This is a genomic window from Polynucleobacter yangtzensis, assembly GCF_001595965.1.
Classification (GTDB): Bacteria; Pseudomonadota; Gammaproteobacteria; order Burkholderiales; family Burkholderiaceae; genus Polynucleobacter; species Polynucleobacter yangtzensis.
The window spans coordinates 113,816-131,535 of record NZ_LOJI01000035.1 but is presented as its reverse complement, the minus strand read 5'-3'; the positions used below and the strand labels follow the sequence as shown (position 1 = coordinate 131,535).

Annotated in this window: 20 protein-coding genes and 3 tRNA genes; 9 read left to right on the top strand and 14 right to left on the bottom strand. The window is 44.3% G+C overall.

All coding sequences use genetic code 11. The annotated features are described in order from the left end of the window. Window positions 1-15 precede the first annotated feature (15 nt). On the bottom strand, window positions 16-429 hold the full coding sequence (gene msrB / locus JaK3_RS07450; protein ID WP_068322901.1) for a peptide-methionine (R)-S-oxide reductase MsrB: 414 nt from the start codon (window positions 427-429) through the stop codon (window positions 16-18). A gap of 32 nt (window positions 430-461) precedes the next feature. Next, window positions 462-1,928: a protein adenylyltransferase SelO gene (locus JaK3_RS07445; RefSeq protein WP_068322898.1), complete on the bottom strand. Its 1,467-nt coding sequence runs from the start codon at window positions 1,926-1,928 to the stop codon at window positions 462-464. 53 nt (window positions 1,929-1,981) lie between these two features. On the opposite strand from JaK3_RS07445, the gene JaK3_RS07440 reads away from it, so the two are divergent. Next, a complete protein-coding gene (locus JaK3_RS07440) occupies window positions 1,982-2,464 on the top strand; it encodes a PaaI family thioesterase (RefSeq protein WP_068322895.1) in 483 nt (160 codons plus the stop codon). Window positions 2,465-2,466: 2 nt separating this feature from the next. Here the strand turns inward: JaK3_RS07440 and JaK3_RS07435 are convergent, their stop codons facing one another. Then, on the bottom strand, window positions 2,467-3,324 hold the full coding sequence (locus JaK3_RS07435; protein WP_068322892.1) for an NRDE family protein: 858 nt from the start codon (window positions 3,322-3,324) through the stop codon (window positions 2,467-2,469). A gap of 9 nt (window positions 3,325-3,333) precedes the next feature. After that, window positions 3,334-4,341: a CAF17-like 4Fe-4S cluster assembly/insertion protein YgfZ gene (gene ygfZ, locus JaK3_RS07430; RefSeq protein WP_068322890.1), complete on the bottom strand. Its 1,008-nt coding sequence runs from the start codon at window positions 4,339-4,341 to the stop codon at window positions 3,334-3,336. Between the two features lie 20 nt (window positions 4,342-4,361). On the opposite strand from ygfZ, the gene mltG reads away from it, so the two are divergent. The 6 genes from mltG to JaK3_RS07400 all read left to right on the top strand — a co-directional run bounded on the left by mltG (window position 4,362) and on the right by JaK3_RS07400 (window position 9,360). After that, complete coding sequence (gene mltG / locus JaK3_RS07425) at window positions 4,362-5,435, top strand: endolytic transglycosylase MltG (RefSeq protein ID WP_068322887.1); 1,074 nt, start codon at window positions 4,362-4,364, stop codon at window positions 5,433-5,435. An 11-nt stretch (window positions 5,436-5,446) separates the two neighbouring features. After that, window positions 5,447-6,085: a dTMP kinase gene (tmk, locus tag JaK3_RS07420; protein WP_068322884.1), complete on the top strand. Its 639-nt coding sequence runs from the start codon at window positions 5,447-5,449 to the stop codon at window positions 6,083-6,085. Further along, complete coding sequence (locus JaK3_RS07415; protein WP_068322879.1) at window positions 6,086-7,207, top strand: DNA polymerase III subunit delta'; 1,122 nt, start codon at window positions 6,086-6,088, stop codon at window positions 7,205-7,207. A 30-nt stretch (window positions 7,208-7,237) separates the two neighbouring features. Beyond that, window positions 7,238-8,023, top strand: coding sequence for a TatD family hydrolase (locus JaK3_RS07410; protein WP_068322876.1), 786 nt, complete (start codon window positions 7,238-7,240; stop codon window positions 8,021-8,023). 2 nt (window positions 8,024-8,025) lie between these two features. Further along, entirely contained in the window at window positions 8,026-8,733 is a 708-nt protein-coding gene (locus JaK3_RS07405) for an ankyrin repeat domain-containing protein (RefSeq protein WP_082786401.1), read from the top strand. Between the two features lie 69 nt (window positions 8,734-8,802). Then, on the top strand, window positions 8,803-9,360 hold the full coding sequence (locus JaK3_RS07400) for an ion channel (protein ID WP_240480914.1): 558 nt from the start codon (window positions 8,803-8,805) through the stop codon (window positions 9,358-9,360). Window positions 9,361-9,362: 2 nt separating this feature from the next. Here the strand turns inward: JaK3_RS07400 and JaK3_RS07395 are convergent, their stop codons facing one another. From JaK3_RS07395 to hyi, 4 genes are all read right to left on the bottom strand, one after another. Continuing rightward, the gene (locus JaK3_RS07395) at window positions 9,363-10,265 is read right to left on the bottom strand and encodes a DUF3108 domain-containing protein (RefSeq protein WP_240480913.1); all 903 of its coding nucleotides are present in this window, start codon (window positions 10,263-10,265) and stop codon (window positions 9,363-9,365) included. A 101-nt stretch (window positions 10,266-10,366) separates the two neighbouring features. Further along, the gene (locus tag JaK3_RS07390; protein WP_420865696.1) at window positions 10,367-10,936 is read right to left on the bottom strand and encodes an HNH endonuclease; all 570 of its coding nucleotides are present in this window, start codon (window positions 10,934-10,936) and stop codon (window positions 10,367-10,369) included. A gap of 82 nt (window positions 10,937-11,018) precedes the next feature. Beyond that, window positions 11,019-11,606 (bottom strand): YqiA/YcfP family alpha/beta fold hydrolase, encoded by a 588-nt coding sequence (locus tag JaK3_RS07385; protein ID WP_068322871.1) that lies wholly within the window; start codon window positions 11,604-11,606, stop codon window positions 11,019-11,021. Between the two features lie 33 nt (window positions 11,607-11,639). Continuing rightward, the gene (gene hyi / locus JaK3_RS07380; protein ID WP_068323702.1) at window positions 11,640-12,416 is read right to left on the bottom strand and encodes a hydroxypyruvate isomerase; all 777 of its coding nucleotides are present in this window, start codon (window positions 12,414-12,416) and stop codon (window positions 11,640-11,642) included. A 154-nt stretch (window positions 12,417-12,570) separates the two neighbouring features. Between hyi and JaK3_RS07375 the strand changes: the two genes are divergently transcribed. Further along, window positions 12,571-13,170, top strand: coding sequence for a hypothetical protein (locus JaK3_RS07375; RefSeq protein ID WP_068322868.1), 600 nt, complete (start codon window positions 12,571-12,573; stop codon window positions 13,168-13,170). Window positions 13,171-13,252: 82 nt separating this feature from the next. Here JaK3_RS07375 and JaK3_RS07370 read toward each other — a convergent pair. The 4 genes from JaK3_RS07370 to gltX all read right to left on the bottom strand — a co-directional run bounded on the left by JaK3_RS07370 (window position 13,253) and on the right by gltX (window position 15,042). Then, window positions 13,253-13,329 (bottom strand) — tRNA-Asp (locus JaK3_RS07370). A 53-nt stretch (window positions 13,330-13,382) separates the two neighbouring features. Next, window positions 13,383-13,458: transfer RNA gene (locus tag JaK3_RS07365), tRNA-Glu, on the bottom strand. Between the two features lie 32 nt (window positions 13,459-13,490). Further along, window positions 13,491-13,566, bottom strand: a tRNA-Ala gene (locus JaK3_RS07360). Between the two features lie 78 nt (window positions 13,567-13,644). Then, complete coding sequence (gene gltX / locus JaK3_RS07355; protein WP_068322865.1) at window positions 13,645-15,042, bottom strand: glutamate--tRNA ligase; 1,398 nt, start codon at window positions 15,040-15,042, stop codon at window positions 13,645-13,647. A 65-nt stretch (window positions 15,043-15,107) separates the two neighbouring features. Here gltX and hslO point away from each other — a divergent pair, with 65 nt between their 5' ends. After that, on the top strand, window positions 15,108-16,073 hold the full coding sequence (gene hslO, locus JaK3_RS07350) for an Hsp33 family molecular chaperone HslO (protein ID WP_068322862.1): 966 nt from the start codon (window positions 15,108-15,110) through the stop codon (window positions 16,071-16,073). A gap of 13 nt (window positions 16,074-16,086) precedes the next feature. On the opposite strand, the gene ftsB is transcribed toward hslO, so the two are convergent. Continuing rightward, window positions 16,087-16,392 carry a cell division protein FtsB gene (gene ftsB, locus JaK3_RS07345; RefSeq protein ID WP_068322859.1) on the bottom strand — a complete coding sequence of 102 codons (306 nt, stop codon included), beginning with the start codon at window positions 16,390-16,392 and terminating at the stop codon, window positions 16,087-16,089. Window positions 16,393-16,410: 18 nt separating this feature from the next. Next, window positions 16,411-17,697 (bottom strand): phosphopyruvate hydratase, encoded by a 1,287-nt coding sequence (eno, locus tag JaK3_RS07340; RefSeq protein ID WP_068322856.1) that lies wholly within the window; start codon window positions 17,695-17,697, stop codon window positions 16,411-16,413. Window positions 17,698-17,720 lie beyond the last annotated feature (23 nt).

Below are 17,720 nucleotides of genomic sequence, written 5' to 3'. Positions count from 1 at the left end.
TTATCCCGGTATTTTTTACTTGTCCGTCTTTACCGGAATTGCATTGGAGCTTGGCTCAAAACTTAAAGAAGCTGAGTTGATGCAATAGCGCAAGCCAGTTGGCATAGGCCCATCCTCAAATACGTGACCCAAATGAGCATCACAATGAGCACAGCGCACCTCGGTGCGAATCATGCCATGGCTAGTATCCCGAATTTCCTTGATGGAGGAGGCAACTTCTGGGGCGTTATAGCTGGGCCAACCGCAGCCGGCATCAAACTTAGTTTCTGATAAAAAAAGTGGCGTATCGCAGCAGACACATTTATAGCGGCCTTTATCCCAGTGATCCCAATACTTCCCGGTAAATGGTCTTTCGGTTGCCGCTTCACGAGTCACTCGATACTCAATGTCACTAAGTGATTGCTTATATTCTTGGTCGGTTTTCTTCATTTTCTATCCAGGGTAGATGTATTAGATTCAATTTAGGATGAGCAGCTTACTTCTACTGCCTGTGCATTAGGAGGTGGTGCCATAGAGTACGCTTCATATTCTGACTGCTCATCAAAGGGTTTACTCAAAATTTGGAGAAGCTTGGTGACCTCTGAAAAATCTTTTTCTTGGGCCTTTTCAATTGCAGTCTGAGCCAAATGATTTCGCAATATGTATTTTGGATTTATTTGATTCATAGCATGCTGTCGAACCTCATCGGGACAAGATTCAGCTTTTAATCGCTCTACATAGTCACCGAACCACTGATCAATCGATTCTCTAGCTATAAATTCATCCCTCAATGAGTTTTGTGAAATTGCCTCACCAATCCTCAGCTTGCCGAGACTTCGAAAAAAGGTCGTGAAATCTACTTTCGAATCATGCATAGCCTGCAATAACCTCTCTATAAGGGCTATATCTCCTTCTTGAGAAGTCGTAAATCCAAGTTTTTTGCGAAATAGGGATTGCCATGTCTGTGCATATATCACTGGAAACTGTTCTAGAGCAGATCGCAACCGATCTTGCGCCAATTTTTCATCAGACTTGTATGCCAGCAAAGGGATCATTGCGCTGGCAAGGCATGCCATATTCCAGTGCATGATCTGAGGTTGGCGATGATATGCATATCTTCCACCTTGATCACTATGGTTGCAAATGTGATCAATCTGAAATTGATCCAAGAATCCGAATGGTCCATAGTCCATAGTTAGACCAAGGACGCTGATGTTATCGCTATTAAGTACGCCATGACAAAAGCCAACCGCTTGCCACTGGGCTACAAGTCTAGCATTGCGAGTGCAGATTTCTTGAAAGAGGCTTAAATAAGGCTCATCGGCATTTTGAGAATCAGGGTAGTGGTATTGAATTAAATAATCCGCAAACTCCCTCAAGCGATCAACATCATCTAGCGAAGCAAAGTGTTCAAAGTGGCCAATTCTTAAAAAGCTAGGAGCAAGTCGCGCACAAACTGCGGCGGTTTCGAGAGTCTCTCTTCTAACCGGCAAATCAGATCCAACGACTGATAGAGCTCTTGTGGTTGGAATGCCTAGAGCGTACATTGCTTCACTACACAGAAACTCTCTGATTGAAGATCGAAGTACTGCTCTCCCATCGCCCATTCGTGAAAAACGAGTAATGCCTGCGCCTTTGAGTTGCAACTCTTGATCGGCAATATCACCCAATAAAATTGCTCGCCCATCACCCAGTTGTCCGGCCCATACTCCAAATTGGTGACCACTATAGACGGTTGCTATTGGATTGGGAAATTGACGATCACTAGTATTTAATTGGTTTCCAGACAAAACTCCTAGCCATTCCTTGTCCACTGGTAGACCACTTTCATCCAATTCGATGCCAATGAGGTTTGCCGACGAAGGTGAAAATGCAACCCAGTAGGGTGCAGGGATTGGTGTTGGTGTGGTTACTTGGCAAACGTCATCGCCACTGAATATAAAGGCCATAAGCTATTCTAGGGGGATTTACCAAAACACGTACATGCCTCTAAAATTATTCAATGAATAAACAAGTCCAAATCAATCCACAGACCCAACTGGCTAATTTAGGGGAAGAATTAAATGTCCCATTTTTAAAGCTTCTTGGGGTTCGTTGCCTAAGCGCAGAGATGGGTAAAGGGGAGATATTGCTAGCCCTTAAACCTGAACATAACAATACCTGGGAAGTAGCCCATGGTGGCGTATTGTTAACGTTAATGGATGTGGCTATGGCAGTTGCCGCTCGCTCTGGTGATCCCGGCGACCGCAGTGTTGTCACCATTGAAATGAAGAATAATTTCATGCAGGCCGCAACTGGGGTGTTGCGTGTTAAAGCGGATACAGTTCGAAGAACTGCAACCATGGCTTTCTGTGAAGCCAAGCTCTATAACGATCAAGGCGAAATTTGTTGTATGGCCACCGGGACATTTAAGTTTCTGAAGCGCTTGGCAACACGTAATGCCGATGGTGCACGTATTGTGAACGACGATGGTCGCTTTGACTAACGCTATACAGATAAATTAGAGTCAGAGGCCGAGCTAAGCGCTCCCGTCACAACGTCATGTCCAACCGTTCCGGATGAATCAAAGCGGCGCTCGACTAATTCAAACTGCCCATCTTTCCTAATTCTAAGAACGGTGCTGGAGCGAGTTCCATAAGAAGGTGTTTTAATAAATGCAGGGGAGAGCGCTTTTTCCCATTCCTTGCTAACACCTGTATTAGGGAGCTCATGATCGCTTGCATGATGGGTGTCAGCCAACAGTTTTAAATACTGATCTGCATTCTTGAGGCTGCCTTGGTCCATTGCCAATGTCTGGGCAAATGCTGCAATACGATGATTTACCTTAGGCCAAGGTGTATCAAGCATTGCATTGGATAGTCCGTAGACTCCTGGCTCCAGGGGTTGAGGTGGAAACACTTTACGGGGACGAACGTTTTGACCCATCATCATACGATTGCTGACCCAATGCATTTCTGCTTTTGCTGGATCACTAAGATCGGCCATGAGCAAATTAAAGCCGTTGTATTGTGAAAATCGTTTTGAATTTCCTTGAACAAACTCCATTGGACGATCGTTGCTGGCCAAATACATTAATGACAGTTCGCCACGAGTTCTAGCATCTGGATTTTTTTCGCTTGGAGCCCTTACATTGGTTAAGGCGGCGAATTTACCCGTCTTAGTAAAGCCGAGCCAGGTCCCTGGACTCCCCACAACATCTGCACGATCTCTCCCTGCAAGAACGTGTGGGTGTTCTGGCCACCAAGAAACACCCTCTGTATCCCTCTCATAAAACTCATCGCGGTTGGCCGCAACCACCAGAGAGTAATCTGGATGAGAGTTCCATGCGAAAAGAATGAGGCACATAAAAAAGAATTAAATTTCTATCAAAGGATATGGCAATGAATCTACTTTTAACACAGGTCCAGTAGCGCTACCCAGGTGAATTTCACCGCCTTCAAGCGCTTCTAGCTTGCACTCAATTTGTAGATCAATACGCCCAGAATCGGCGGGGTGCTTGGTTGATAAAACAATCATTCCAGCTGGTTGTCCAGGATCATTACTGTGAAAAAGTTCAGAACCAGGCAATGCATATTGTTCATCCTGCTCAGTAGCAATTACGTGCGCCAGCTGAAGTCTTCGCTTAATTGCGCCTCGATATTGGCTGCGCGCAACAATTTCTTGTCCTGGGTAACAGCCTTTTTTAAAGTCTACGCCGGCGACGGATTCAAAATTAATCATTTGCGGTACAAACTGCTCTTGCGTAGCTTGAACAATCCTTGGGATGGCGCTCAAAATCTCAAGCTCATTCCAGATGCCTAAAACATCGCTGGAGTTTTGAGTCTGTAAAGGTGCCTCATTTGAGTGTGCCAATAAAAGCCGCGCAATAGACTGGGATCCAACCAAAACATCCGGTAATCGCAAAGCTAGACACTGGTCATCCAGCTTCACGCTATTTGTGATTCCAGCAGAGCCATAAAGACCTGCAACTGACCAGCTTGCAGAAAGATCAGTCACTTTGACTTTTGAACGCAGTACATACATAGACAAACGTTTAGCGGTGTTAGCCGCAATATCTCTTGAGATAAATAAAGCAAATCGGTCTTCTCCATCAGGTGCAGATGGAAATAAGCCTAGCCAAGCACTTGCCAACAAACGACCCTTTGGATTGCAATAGCCTACGAGACGACTTCCTAAGTAGCCCTGAGCTATTGAACCAGGTAGCGTTCGGTTGAGCCCCAAGACAGAGTTTGTTAATTGATTTTGCAAAAAGCTTGCAGCATCAGAGCCCTCTACTATGATGAGGCCCCACTGAGTAAGGCTGCAGGGTAGGGATGGGCTGTTTTCTAGCCAGTTTTGCTGGATTTGGGTGGAATATGTCATGACCCTTTTATCATAGCCTGATGAGTAGAAAAATTCAGAAGAGGGGCTTTTTTATGAAGCGATGGCCCTCATACCGAGATCTTAAAAAATGGCTTACCCTCGCTGTTGTCCTATTAGGCCTTCTTTATGGGACTATTTTTTTATTCCCGGTTGTCCCTAATCAGTCAAATACTGTTGATGGCTCTAGTTATAGGGTGAAGATTAACCCCAATTCTGGGTTAATAAGCATTTCTGATCAGTTAAGAGCGCAAGGATTGGTTGTTAATTCAGTGGCGCTACATTTAGGCGCCAGAAGCTTATTGGTTGCCTCCAAGCTAAAGCCGGGAACATATATATTGCCTAATGGAGCGAGCCTTGGAAAAGTGCTTTTGCAAATTGCCCGCGGGGATCGCGTTACAGAGAGCATTGCCATTATTCCTGGAATGACAATTTGGCAATTGAGAGCATTAATGGATTCACAGTCGGCAATGATCCATCGAACCAAGGGCATGAATAATAAGGAGCTACTCCAGCAGTTGAATTTAAAATATTCAAGCGATGAGGGTCTTTTTCTACCCGATACATATGTTTTCGATCCGGACGAGCTTGATCTCAATATTTATCGTCGAGCAGCGCAAGCCATGCAAAAACAGCTTATGCAAATTTGGGAGCAAAGAGAGCCAGGATTGCCTCTTAAAACACCTTATGAGCTATTGATATTGGCATCAATCATAGAGAAAGAAACTGGCCGTCTAAGCGATAGAAATCTAGTTTCGGCTGTTTTTATCAACCGACTTAATAAAGGGATGCCACTTCAAACTGATCCTACGGTTATATATGGAATAGGGCCTAAATTTGACGGAAATTTAAAGAAAGCGGATTTACGCAGAGACACTCCCTACAATACCTATATGCACAAAGGTCTGCCTCCAACCCCCATTGCGATGCCTAGTAAAGAGTCAATTCTGGCAGCAGCACACCCTGCAAAAAGCAATGCTTTATTCTTTGTTGCTAAAGGGGATGGCAGTAGTCATTTTTCACAAAACTTAAAAGAGCATGAAGCTGCGGTTGATCGATATCAACGCAAAATAATGCCTAAAAATAACAGTAACTAATTTCACTTCATATGACATCAGCACATACAGGATATTTCATCAGCTTCGAAGGAATCGATGGGGCAGGCAAGAGTACGCATGTCGATGCTTTTCGAAATTTGATGCAAGAGCGTTATCCTGATAAAGAGGTAGTGATGACGCGTGAGCCTGGAGGTACTGCTTTAGGTGAGCAGCTTCGCAACTTGCTTTTAGATGCCCCAATGAATTTGGAGACGGAAGCCTTACTCATGTTTGCTGCGCGGCGTGAGCATTTAGCCCAAGTCATCGAGCCAGCTCTTGCGGCTGGCAAGATACTAATATCCGATCGCTTTACCGATGCTAGTTTTGCATATCAAGGCGGTGGTAGGGGTTTGAGTTTAGAAAAATTGAACACATTAGAGCGCTGGGTTCAAGGCCAGCCTGACGGCTCACTGCTGCAACCCAACTTAACTATTTTGTTTGATTTACCAGGTGAGGTTGCCGAGGCTCGCCGCTCAAAAGCTCGCGCACCAGATAAATTTGAAAAAATGGACTTATCTTTTTTTGAAAGAGTTCGTCAAGAATATCTACGTCGAGCAAAGGAAGATTCCAAACGCTTTCATCTGGTGGATGCAACACAAACGCCTGAAGCAATTTGGAATGGTTTAAAACAGATTCAGATTGCCATTTAAGTGAATCATAAGACTCAAATAGCGCCTTGGCTTCAACCTCTTTGGGGGAGTCTGGACTTTAATCAATTTCCTAATGCCATCTTGCTTCATGGTCAGTCCGGTATTGGTAAGTTCGCTTTTTCGATTGAGCTAGCAAAAGCGCTACTTTGCGAAAACAATGATCAATCTATAAAACCATGTAATGAATGTGAAGCCTGTCATTGGTTTGACACCGGCAATCACCCAGACTTTATTTCTCTCGTTCCTGAGACCCATCGCAAACTCTTGCCGCATGCTGACTATGAGGGCGAGGATGCGCCCAAGAGAGGTAAGGCTGCGCGTGATGATGATAGTGAATCAAGCGAAAAGAAAGAGAAGAAAAATATCTCGATTGAAGAAACGCGACATGCGATTGAGAATTTGTCCATTGGCTCGCATCGCGGTGGAAATCGCGTGATATTAATTTATCCGCTCGAAATGCTTCGCTCCGATTCAGCCAATACATTATTGAAGTCTTTGGAAGAGCCACCAAAAAATACTATTTTTATATTACTTGCCGATCGAGTGGATCGTGTATTACCAACCATTCGTTCTCGTTGCCGCCTCCTAACGGCCCCGCGGCCAAATCGCGAGCAAGGCATTTCCTGGCTAAAAACTCAACTTAATGAAATCGCAGGGTTGAAGGTGGTTGATGCCGATATGGAGACCATATATGACGAGCAGGGTGGGGCGCCATATTCGGTTCTGAGCTCCCTTATTGCGAGACACAATAAAGACGATAAGGATGAGCTAACAATATCAATCCAAGCCTCCCGCTACCTACTTCAGTCCATGGCCCAGGGCGCCAGACTTAACTGGCTGGATGCTGCCGAAAAAACACATAAGGCGCAATATGGCTTCCTTTTAGCTAGTATGCAACGTTGGGTTTCTGATCTGCAATCTGTGGCGCAGGGTGGAGAGCCACGTTACTACCCCAAGCATTTAGTCGTACTTCAAGGCCTGGCTAAGCTGGCCAATGTACAAAGGTTGCATAACTTTTGGAAATCTCTTGTACAAGCGCGTCGTCATGAGAATCACCCACTTGCAAATAAAATTCAACTAGAGTCGCTGCTTTCTCAATATCAGCAAATATTTGGGCCTTAAATTGTTCTAGGTCGGACTAAAATAGGCGCTATGTTTATTGACTCCCACTGCCACCTCGATTTCCCAGAATTTCAAACGCGATTGCCAGAAGTGCTGGCTAATATGCAGTCGGCCAAAGTTAGCCATGCATTATGTGTATCCGTAGATCTTCCTGACTTCCCGAATGTATTAAAGCTAGCCCAGGATCATCCGCATCTTTATGCATCCGTTGGTGTGCACCCAGATTACGAGGATACGCCTGAGCCAAGTCTAGAATTTTTAGTGGATACAGCTTTAAAGCACTCAAAGATAGTTGCCATTGGTGAAACTGGCCTTGACTACTATCGCATGGGAGAGCGTAGTTACGAATCCATGGAATGGCAGCGTGACCGCTTTAGGACACATATAAGGGCATCAATTGCCTCAAAAAAGCCTTTGATTATTCATACGCGGTCAGCTTCTGAGGACACTATCAAAATCCTCAAAGAAGAGGGTGCTCAAAGAGTTGGTGGGGTAATGCACTGTTTTACAGAGTCCTATGAAGTGGCCAAGGCTGCTATGGAAATGGGCTTTTATATCTCTTTTTCAGGTATTGTGACTTTCAAAAGCGCCAAAGACCTGCAAGAAACATGCAAGCAAGTTCCGCTTGAAAGAATGCTTATTGAGACAGATTCACCTTATTTAGCCCCAATTCCGTATCGCGGCAAAACCAATGAGCCTGCCTGGGTCTCTAAGGTTGGTGAATTTATCGCAGATTTAAAGGGGGTGCCTATTGAAGTATTGGCAAACCAGACTTCAAGTAATTTTTATGATTGTTTTCAAATAGATAGAGCGTAATTATGAGATTAAAGTTTAATATTTATGCTACTTTTTTTGTCACCTCAACATTGTTTTATGGGGCTTTGCACGCCCAAACAGAAGATCAAATTACAGATTTTGCAAAAGCGGCAAAGTTTAACGATGTAGCCACAGTCAAAAGTTTGCTTTCAAAAGGCGTTAGCCCCAATACAACAGATCCAAAGGGCGATCCAATGCTCAATTTGGCCATTAAGGATAGGTCTGAAGACGTTATTAATCTGTTAATTTCAAATAAAGCTACAGACGTAGATCTCTCCAACAAGTCTGGTGAAACGCCTTTAATGATTGCCTCTATAAATGGTGATTTACCAGTAGTAAAGAGCCTTGTTTTACAGCGAAAAGCTCAGATTGACCATATTGGATGGACTCCATTGCATTATGCGTGCGCTAAAGGTCATCTTGATGTTGCACAGTTTCTAATTGCCAATGGAGCCTCTATAGACTCTTTAAGTCAGGGAAATACAACTCCATTAATGATGGCCGTCCAATCCGGCAATGAGGTCCTCGTAAAGCTCTTGCTTGATAAGGGTGCAGACTTGCAACTCAGAAACTCCCAAGGTCTTAGCGCAATTGATATAGCTGTTATTTATGAGAAGACATGGATTGCACAAGGCTTGCTATCACGCTGGCAAAGGCTATACAAGCAGCCTTATAAGTGGCCTAAAGGAGTTGAGCCCCTGAAGTCTTAATTTGACTATCTGCGTATAATCATTATTATGTCAAATAAGATATCTTTGTAACTTATATCACCTAATCCCATGTCAATTAACTTCCTTCATGACGGCAAGCTCCCAATAGTTAACCTATTGCAAAATGCAGATCTTCCTAGCTTTACCACCCTGTTTTCAGAAATCAATACAGATATGGGTAATAGTCAGATCTGGGTAGTTCTGATCTTGGCATGTTTAATGCTGACATTCCACGGTGTCGCTGTATTGATGATTGCCGGTGCTTTCCATTGGATTGACCGTAAACTCGAAAATAAGCGCGTTTATGGCGCAAACTTCCTGTCGTACTTTGTCGCAATACTGTTGATCATTGGAAGTCATTTTGTGGAGATTATTGCTTGGGCCTACATTTGCGTAGCTCTCAAGGTATTTACCACCAATCCACAAACTTTTTATTTTGCTGGTGAAATGTATACAACGGTAGGCTATGGCGACTACACACTCTCTGAGCATTGGAGAATCCTACCAATCATTATTTCATTCTCTGGTATTTTTGCGGTTTCAATGTCAGGAGCTGCACTATATTCTATGATGGGTGCGCTATTGGGACGATCTAACCAGAGCCCAAAATCCGGAACAGGATTCTAGACTTACGGTTTTAGGCTTGGAGGCAGTGGGTTTTTTTGCTTAAAAACAAGCTCCAGCACCCTGCCATTCGACTCAAGGGAGCGAATGCGTCCTGGGAGCCACTCTAGGTCCTTGGCAAGCCAGATATCCACCTGGCGCTTGTACGGATCGTTTTCACGTTGCATAAGAGCATAGTGACGATTGATAGTCTTGCCCATACTTGGGATGTCATCAGACAAGGACTCGCCATAGCTTTTGAAATTCCACATCTCAAGAGTGTTGTAATCGACAACTGGAATTGCTCGAATACTGCCAGCCTCATCCATTTTGCTATCACCATTCAATAGCGAGGCAAGTTGAAACATGAGGCTAAAACGATCTTGGGTGCCAGGCAGAATTACAGGGGTAAATTCAGGTTTTTCAGAAAAGAACATCCGCCCTTCCCCTTTATCGTTTCGATCAAATCGAGAGTAGCGTGGTGCTTTCGTACCACGTTGCGTCCAGTAAATGATTGGCGCAATGCCATAGGAATCTACCGATCCACGTGATTCAAAAATAAATGGGCCAACAAATGCGTACGGAATGTTGATGTATAGGCGATAGCTATTCCCCTCAACAATCCAATCAATCTCGCCGGTTTGATACTGTTGGCCATCAACATATGTGTCGTAATAAATAATTCCTGATTCTGGCAATTTAAATGCAACTCCAGGCTGATCGCCATTTGCACCTAGGTTTCCGTTGCCACTTGAAATGGCTTCAGCTTGAGAATTCGAAGATAAGTTTTGTTTATCAACCTGTTTTTTAGGCGCCCTAGTCATCTGAATCTTCTTGGGCGGCTCTGTTTTTAGCTCCGTTCTAATGATGAGATCTTCCGCAATAGGCTGAGGATCCTTGTATGAGAAAAACGGTATGCCAAAAAACAATACGAAATGTCCAACTATCGAAAGTAGCAGGGCAGCAAGAAAAATTCGTAATGATTTAATTTTGGGAAAGTGAAGATCACTACCCCACCCTCTTTTTAGACTCAGGACAAGCCCTCCAAAAGGCGGCTAGTTTTAGGGAGGTTGGCCGCTAAAAAATCCATTTGATCGGCCAAAATATTACGCCCCTTAAGAATCATGTCTTCATAGAGGCTTGGTAAATAGGGTGTGTACAACAAGCCCATTCCGGCTTGCTCTGGGGTTCGATTACCTTTACGTTGATTGCATGGCCTGCAGGAAATTACTAAATTCATCCAGCTATATTGACCACCACGACTATTGGGAATGATGTGCTCTGCTTCTGCATGGTTTTCATGAATGGCATCACCGCAATAGGCACATAGTCCTTTGTCCCGTTTATAGAGCTTATGTTTAGTTATAACAGGCACAACATCAAAGAGATTAATTTTTGGGCTACCTTTAACCGCAATGATAGAGTGAAGCTCAATGACGGATTGTTTACCAGTCGCGCGAGAAATGCCGCCGCGCATTTTGAATATGGGATCGCCTAAAGTCCATAAGACGCTGCTATCAGCATATTGCTTCGTAGCCTCTTCTGGGTTGACCCAACCCTGGGGAATTCCACCTGCGTCTAATTTCAAGATGCTCAGCACAAACTCTCCTTTCTAGACCGCATCGAGTGGATAGCGGTCGTTTGGATCATCTTACAGAAGAAGATAGCTGCGATCAATAAACCTATTTGGCTATGAACTTCAATACCTTTGGTAAATGTTCTGGGTAATCTGCAATTCCATGGTCACTACCCTCAAGCACTAGTTGCTCGGCACCCTTATAAAAATCGACCATCTCATGCCAATCAAGAAGCTCATCTCCTTTGGCTGCCATTAAGAAATAGCGGGAAGGATCGGTGATTGACTCTACCTGCAGGGCTTTTAATTCATCAATATATTCTGGCCGAAAATCGTATGGCTCATCAGTATCGTAAGAAGTAAGCATGCCTACATGTGCTGCCAACTCTCTGGGGGCTCTAACGGCGGGATTCAGCGCGACAGCCTTACATCCATACTTCTCTGCCAAGTAATTTGCATAGTAGCCACCCAAAGAAGAGCCAATTACCACCAAACGATCATGTTGAGATCTTGTAATGTGCGAATTAACCATATCCATGCTTACCTTAGGTGAAGCTACAAGCTGAGGGCAATACCACTCAATGGGATATTCTGAAGTAGACAAGGATTTAATTGCGTCGCCCGTCATTACAGCCTTACTTGAGCGCGGTGAAGAGCGAAAGCCGTGAAGGTAAACGATTAAGGTTGAAGACATATGTAAATCCTAGGGTGTATTGATTAATTTCATTTAATTGAGTGCTTTGATCCAGCCCAGCCCTGACTCGGTCTGATTAGCTGGCTTGTATTCGCAACCTATCCAACCTGTATAGCCAATTCTATCGATCAACTTAAATAAGTATGCGAAATTTATTTCGCCTGTACCGGGCTCATTTCGACCTGGATTATCAGCCAGCTGAATATGGGCAATCTTAGAAAGATTTTTCTCTAGCGTTTTACTCAGCTCACCTTCCATGCGTTGCGCATGATAGATATCATATTGGATATATAAATTATCAGAACCAACTTCATTCAGGATATCTAATGCCTGCTCAGTTTTTGATAAATAAAATCCGGGAATATCAAAACTATTAATTGGCTCAATAAGTAATCTAATATTGAATTTTTTAAGCTCCGCAGCAGCGTATTTTAAGTTTGCAATAAATGTTTTTCGCAGTAATCCCGGCTCAATTCCTTCGGGAGTTTTTCCCGCTAAACAATTCAGTTGGTTTACGCCAAGCACTGTTGCATATTCAATTGCCTTTGTAACGCTCGCCCGGAATTCCTCTACACGATCTGGCAAACAAGCTATACCACGCTCCCCTGCATCCCAGTCTCCTGCCGGCAGATTATGAAGAACCAAGCGAAGATGATTTTGATCTAGCTGTTGGCGAATCTCATTTGGGGAGTATGCATAAGGAAAAAGAAATTCCACTGCCTGAAATCCCGATTTAGCGGCTTTCTCAAAGCGCTCAATAAAAGGATACTCATTAAATAGCATGGTCAGATTGGCTGCAAACTGGGGCATTTCACATCCTTTAGAGTGAATTAACGTACTGGTTGATCTTAACAAACCCTCAGGCGGCTTGGTCTTGCAGAGGCATGAGCCCATTTATGGGTCTCATTGGCTTACAAATAGGCTAAGATTGAATTTAGTAGTTATTTAAATAAGGAAAACTAATATGAAATTTGCTCCGATTGCCATGATGCTTGCTGTGTTTTTCGCAGGAACAACGGCAGTTAACGCCCAGTCCCCATCCGCAACTGGTGCCGCTAAGCCAGTTGTAATCGATGCTGCTGTTACTGATAATGTCTATCAGCTATATGAAGGTGAAGTTGTTAAGATTGATAAGAAAACACGTACCATTACCTTCAAAAATAAAGAGGGTGAGTCTAAATTTGTAGCCGGTCCGGATATTAAGAATTTTGATCAGATCAAAAAAGGTGACCGCGTTAACGTTAACTACGAGTTAGCAGTTGCAATTGAGTTGATTAAAACCAAGAGCGATGGCATACGCTCTAAGACAGAGACAAATACAGTAACAAAATCTAAATCAACTGAAAAACCATCTGAAACTATTACGAACAAGACAACCATCATCGCCGATATTGTTGAAGTCAATCGTGAGAAGAAATTGGTTTCTGTGAAGGGGCCAAGCGGTAAAATTACTACCGTTACAGTAAAGAACCCTGCTCTATTGGCAGATGTTCAGGTTGGCGAACAGGTTAAAGTGATTTACTTTGATGCAATGGCTGCTTCCATTACCACCCCTAAGAAGTAAGCTCGACCTTTCATTCTTTGATTAACTCAAAGAATTGAAGTAATAAAAAAAGCCCCCTATTAAGGGGGCTTTTTAATTGTCTTGGCGGAACGGACGGGACTCGAACCCGCGACCCTCGGCGTGACAGGCCGATATTCTAACCAACTGAACTACCGCTCCAAAATACATCGAGTAACTCAACATCATACATCTTTACAGCTGCCAGAAGAATCTGGCGTCCCCAGGGGGATTCGAACCCCCGTACTCACCGTGAAAGGGTGATGTCCTAGGCCTCTAGACGATGGGGACCTGGACTACAACAAACTACTATTTTAAATGCTTGGTGGAGATAAGCGGGATCGAACCGCTGACCTCTTGCATGCCATGCAAGCGCTCTCCCAGCTGAGCTATACCCCCGAAATCTCGCAATAAAACTACAAGACATTCAAAACAATCCAAGATTTTATCCTATTTTTGTGCAGGTGCGCAAATTCTCTATTGGATGACCTTGGAGAGCCTTTGGATAGCCTCTTCCTTACCCAATACGACAAGCACAGAATCAATTGCTGGGGTTTGGGTGGTGGCAAATAAAGCGTATCTAACAGGCATTGCCAAGGCCGGCATTTTGAGTTGATGCTGTGCTAAAACTTGCTTAAATGCAGCGGCATACCCCTCTTTTGTAGGCTCTGCCGATGAAATAGCAATTACCAAATCTTTGAGTGCTGGAACTACAGATTCAGAGATATTTTCTTTGATTTGATCTGCGCTTAAATCGGGAGCTGGCAAGTAAAACAGCTTTGCACCCTCTGCAATTTCAATCAAAGTATTCGCGCGATCTTTTAGTAAACCCACTACTTTTACAAAATCTGGCCCTGATTCAGTATCGATACCTAAGTCATGAGCAAAAGGTTTTGTGGCTGCCGCCAATTTCTCAGGATCTGCATTCTGAATGTATTGATGATTTAGCCAAAGTAATTTTTCTGGGTTATGTTGCGCCGGTGAGCGTCCCAAACTTTCTAAATCAAACCAGCCAACAAATTGCTCTTTAGTGAAGACTTCAGCATCGCCATGCGACCATCCGAGGCGAGCTAAATAATTAAGGATAGCTTCGGGTAAATAGCCCGCTTTCTGGTAATCGCGAACACTCATTGCACCATTTCGTTTGCTCATCTTCTCACCTGAATCATTCAGAACTGTTGGCAAATGAGCGTAAACAGGCGGCGTACCACCTAGCGCCTTCATAATATTGATCTGCCTAGGAGTGTTATTAACGTGATCATCGCCGCGAATAACGTGAGTAATCTTCATATCCATGTCATCAATCACAACACAGAAATTGTAGGTTGGCGTTCCATCAGGTCTTGCAATCACTAAGTCATCTAACTCATCATTGCTAATCTCAATTTGACCTTTAACTGCATCATTCCAAATCACTGAGCCGCCAATAGGATTTTTAAAACGAATAACAGGATTCACACCCTCTGGCACAGGAGGCAATGTTTTGCCAGGCTCAGGCCTCCACAGACCGTTGTAACGAGGCTTTTCTTTATTAGCCATTTGTTGGTCGCGCAATTGGTTAAGCTCTTCCTCGCTCATATAGCATGGGTAAGCCAGTCCAGATTCGAGCATCTGCTTTACAACTTCGCGATACCGATCAATCCTCTGCATCTGATAAATCGGACCCTCATCTAAATCCAGGCCTAACCAGGCCATGCCTTCGATAATGACATCTACAGCCTCTTGAGTGGAGCGCTCAAGGTCTGTGTCTTCAATCCGAAGAATGAAGTCTCCTTTATTGTGGCGCGCAAAAGCCCATGGATAGAGCGCGCTACGAAGATTTCCCAGATGAATGAAGCCCGTGGGACTAGGGGCGAAACGTGTACGTATATGCATAAATCACATTATCTCAGGTCGTGCTTCATATGACTAAATGCCAAAAAAAGTGGATACTTTGCCCTATGAATGAATTACTTGTATTTATGTGTGATGGCGCCCCAGTTAGGGGAGAAATTGTCTCTATTGGTAGCGCTTGGCAGGCTGTTTTAGAGCGCCGTAATGACCCGCCAGCTGTCCGTCGAATACTGGGGGATTTCGTGGGTGCTGCCACCTTGTTAAGCGCCAGCCTTAAGTTTGATGGCACCCTCATTATTCAAGCCCAAAGCAAGGGCCCTATCCAGCTTTTGGTAGTTGAATGTAAATCAGATTTATCCATGAGGGCTACAGTGAAATTGTCTGTAGATCCTTCCGAAATTGCGCCTGATGCAAGCCTGGCAGAACTTTTGGACGTCAGTCAGAGTGGCAGACTCGTAATTACTCTAGACCCCTCCGATCGTGAACCTGGCCAAGCTCCCTATCAAGGTATTGTGGCCTTACAAGACCATCAAGGCGCGGTCATAAAGCCAGTTTCTAGTGCTGCGGAAGCGATTGCCCTCTACATGCAAAATTCTGAGCAGTTGGATACAAAGATTTGGCTTGCGTCGAACGATACCCAGGTTGGCGGCTTACTACTTCAGCGACTACCAAACTCAGGTGGGCATGCTCACTTGGATCCACAGGTTGCCGCGGAAGGATGGTCTCGTATTCAAACTCTTGGTGAAACAATTACCAATGAAGAGTTATTAACGCTTCCGCCAGAGACTATTTTGAGACGTCTATTTTTGGAAGAGTCTGCTGAAAACGGTGTGCGCAGCTTCCCTGCCCGCCCTATACGATTTTCATGCAGATGCTCCCGCAGTAAAGTGGCAGATATCTTGCGTATGCTTGGTGAGGAAGAAGTTCAGAGCATTCTTGAGGAACAAGGCGCTGTTGAAACTGTGTGTGATTTTTGCGCAAAGCCTTATCGCTTTGATGCAGTTGATTGTCTGCAGGTATTTAAAACGGATTTATTGAGTGATGCCACAAGACCGCCTTCTAGCGGCCACTGAGAAATACTTCGACTTACTGTTTTGTAGCCTTAGTGTCGGCTGATTTGTCTGCTGGCAGAATTTGCACAAAGAACTCACCTTCTTTAATGAGACCATGCTCAACACGGGCACGCTCTTCAATTGCGCGGGTGCCATCCTTTAAATCTTTTACATCGCCAGCTAACTTGGCATTACGCAGAGCCAAGAGGCTATTTTTAGCCTCTTGAAGCTCTACTTGCCGTTCCATCTCGTATACCTTGAGCCATCCACCCTTACCCAGCCAAAGCGGGTACTGGATTGCTATCAGCAATACCAGCATGGAATAGATAACAATACGCATCGCTTTTAGAACTTAAGATTAGCGCTTAAGGTTATAAAAGACTGACTTACCTGGGTAAGTTGCCACATCGCCCAAATCTTCTTCAATACGCAAGAGTTGGTTATATTTTGCAATGCGATCTGAGCGAGACAATGAACCAGTTTTAATCTGGCCAGCATTTGTTCCAACTGCAATGTCAGCAATAGTGCTGTCTTCAGTTTCACCAGAGCGATGTGAAATCACTGCAGTGTAATTTGCGCGTTTAGCCATTTCAATGGCTGCAAATGTTTCCGTCAACGTACCGATTTGGTTAATCTTAATCAAGATTGAATTAGCAATCCCCTTCTCAATGCCTTCTTTCAAGATGCGTGTATTGGTAACAAACAAATCATCACCAACCAGCTGAATCTTCTTGCCGAGTTTTTTAGTGATATCTGCCCATCCATCCCAATCGCTCTCATGCATGCCATCCTCAATCGAAACGATTGGGAATTGATCTGCCAAGTTACCGAGATAGTCTGAGAACTCGCTCGAGCTTAGCTGCAAGCCTTCCCCAGCCAAATGATACTTACCGTCTTTATAGAATTCGCTAGCAGCACAATCAAGAGCCAATAGAACGTCTTCCCCAGCTTGGTAACCTGCGCCTTCAATGGCTTTCATAATCGTTTGTAAGCACTCATGATTGCTCTTAAAGTTTGGAGCAAAGCCACCTTCATCACCAACCGTGGTTGGCATACCCTGCGCACCTAAGATCTTTTTAAGCTCATGGAAAATCTCAGCGCCACAGCGCAAAGCATCACGGAAATTTTCGGCGCCAACTGGCATCACCATGAATTCTTGAATATCTAAACTGTTATTAGCATGAGCGCCGCCATTAACGATATTCATCATTGGTACTGGCAACTGCATGCCACCTGAGCCACCAAAATAGCGATATAAAGGCAATCCAGCCTCTTCAGCAGCGGCTCTAGCAACTGCCATTGATACGGCCAAGGTTGCATTGGCACCTAAGCGTGCTTTGTTGTGTGTGCCATCTAGCTCAATCAGAGTGCGATCCAAGAAAGCTTGTTCACTTGCATCCAAACCTAGAATGGATTCAGCAATTTCAATATTGATGTTTTGAACAGCTTTTAGAACACCTTTGCCTAAGTAGCGAGCCTTATCGCCATCACGCAACTCAATTGCTTCACGTGAACCTGTGGATGCGCCCGAAGGGACGGCCGCACGACCCATAACACCAGACTCAAGTAAAACGTCGCACTCAACCGTTGGATTGCCGCGGGAATCTAGAACTTCTCTACCGATGATGTCAACAATGGCGCTCATGCACCTTCTCCTTAAAACAATAT

Bases quoted from the DNA above. Each gene is read 5' to 3' on its own strand.
- msrB (WP_068322901.1), bottom strand. From the start codon at position 429: ATGAAGAAAACCGACCAAGAATATAAGCAATCACTTAGTGACATTGAG.
- gltX (WP_068322865.1), bottom strand. From the start codon at position 15,042: ATGCATATACGTACACGTTTCGCCCCTAGTCCCACGGGCTTCATTCAT.
- ygfZ (WP_068322890.1), bottom strand. From the start codon at position 4,341: ATGACATATTCCACCCAAATCCAGCAAAACTGGCTAGAAAACAGCCCA.
- JaK3_RS07385 (WP_068322871.1), bottom strand. From the start codon at position 11,606: ATGTCTTCAACCTTAATCGTTTACCTTCACGGCTTTCGCTCTTCACCG.
- tmk (WP_068322884.1), top strand. From the start codon at position 5,447: ATGACATCAGCACATACAGGATATTTCATCAGCTTCGAAGGAATCGAT.
- JaK3_RS07435 (WP_068322892.1), bottom strand. From the start codon at position 3,324: ATGTGCCTCATTCTTTTCGCATGGAACTCTCATCCAGATTACTCTCTG.
- JaK3_RS07410 (WP_068322876.1), top strand. From the start codon at position 7,238: ATGTTTATTGACTCCCACTGCCACCTCGATTTCCCAGAATTTCAAACG.
- JaK3_RS07405 (WP_082786401.1), top strand. From the start codon at position 8,026: ATGAGATTAAAGTTTAATATTTATGCTACTTTTTTTGTCACCTCAACA.
- JaK3_RS07400 (WP_240480914.1), top strand. From the start codon at position 8,803: ATGTCAATTAACTTCCTTCATGACGGCAAGCTCCCAATAGTTAACCTA.
- JaK3_RS07445 (WP_068322898.1), bottom strand. From the start codon at position 1,928: ATGGCCTTTATATTCAGTGGCGATGACGTTTGCCAAGTAACCACACCA.
- JaK3_RS07440 (WP_068322895.1), top strand. From the start codon at position 1,982: ATGAATAAACAAGTCCAAATCAATCCACAGACCCAACTGGCTAATTTA.
- JaK3_RS07375 (WP_068322868.1), top strand. From the start codon at position 12,571: ATGAAATTTGCTCCGATTGCCATGATGCTTGCTGTGTTTTTCGCAGGA.
- hslO (WP_068322862.1), top strand. From the start codon at position 15,108: ATGAATGAATTACTTGTATTTATGTGTGATGGCGCCCCAGTTAGGGGA.
- hyi (WP_068323702.1), bottom strand. From the start codon at position 12,416: ATGCCCCAGTTTGCAGCCAATCTGACCATGCTATTTAATGAGTATCCT.
- eno (WP_068322856.1), bottom strand. From the start codon at position 17,697: ATGAGCGCCATTGTTGACATCATCGGTAGAGAAGTTCTAGATTCCCGC.
- mltG (WP_068322887.1), top strand. From the start codon at position 4,362: ATGAGTAGAAAAATTCAGAAGAGGGGCTTTTTTATGAAGCGATGGCCC.
- ftsB (WP_068322859.1), bottom strand. From the start codon at position 16,392: ATGCGTATTGTTATCTATTCCATGCTGGTATTGCTGATAGCAATCCAG.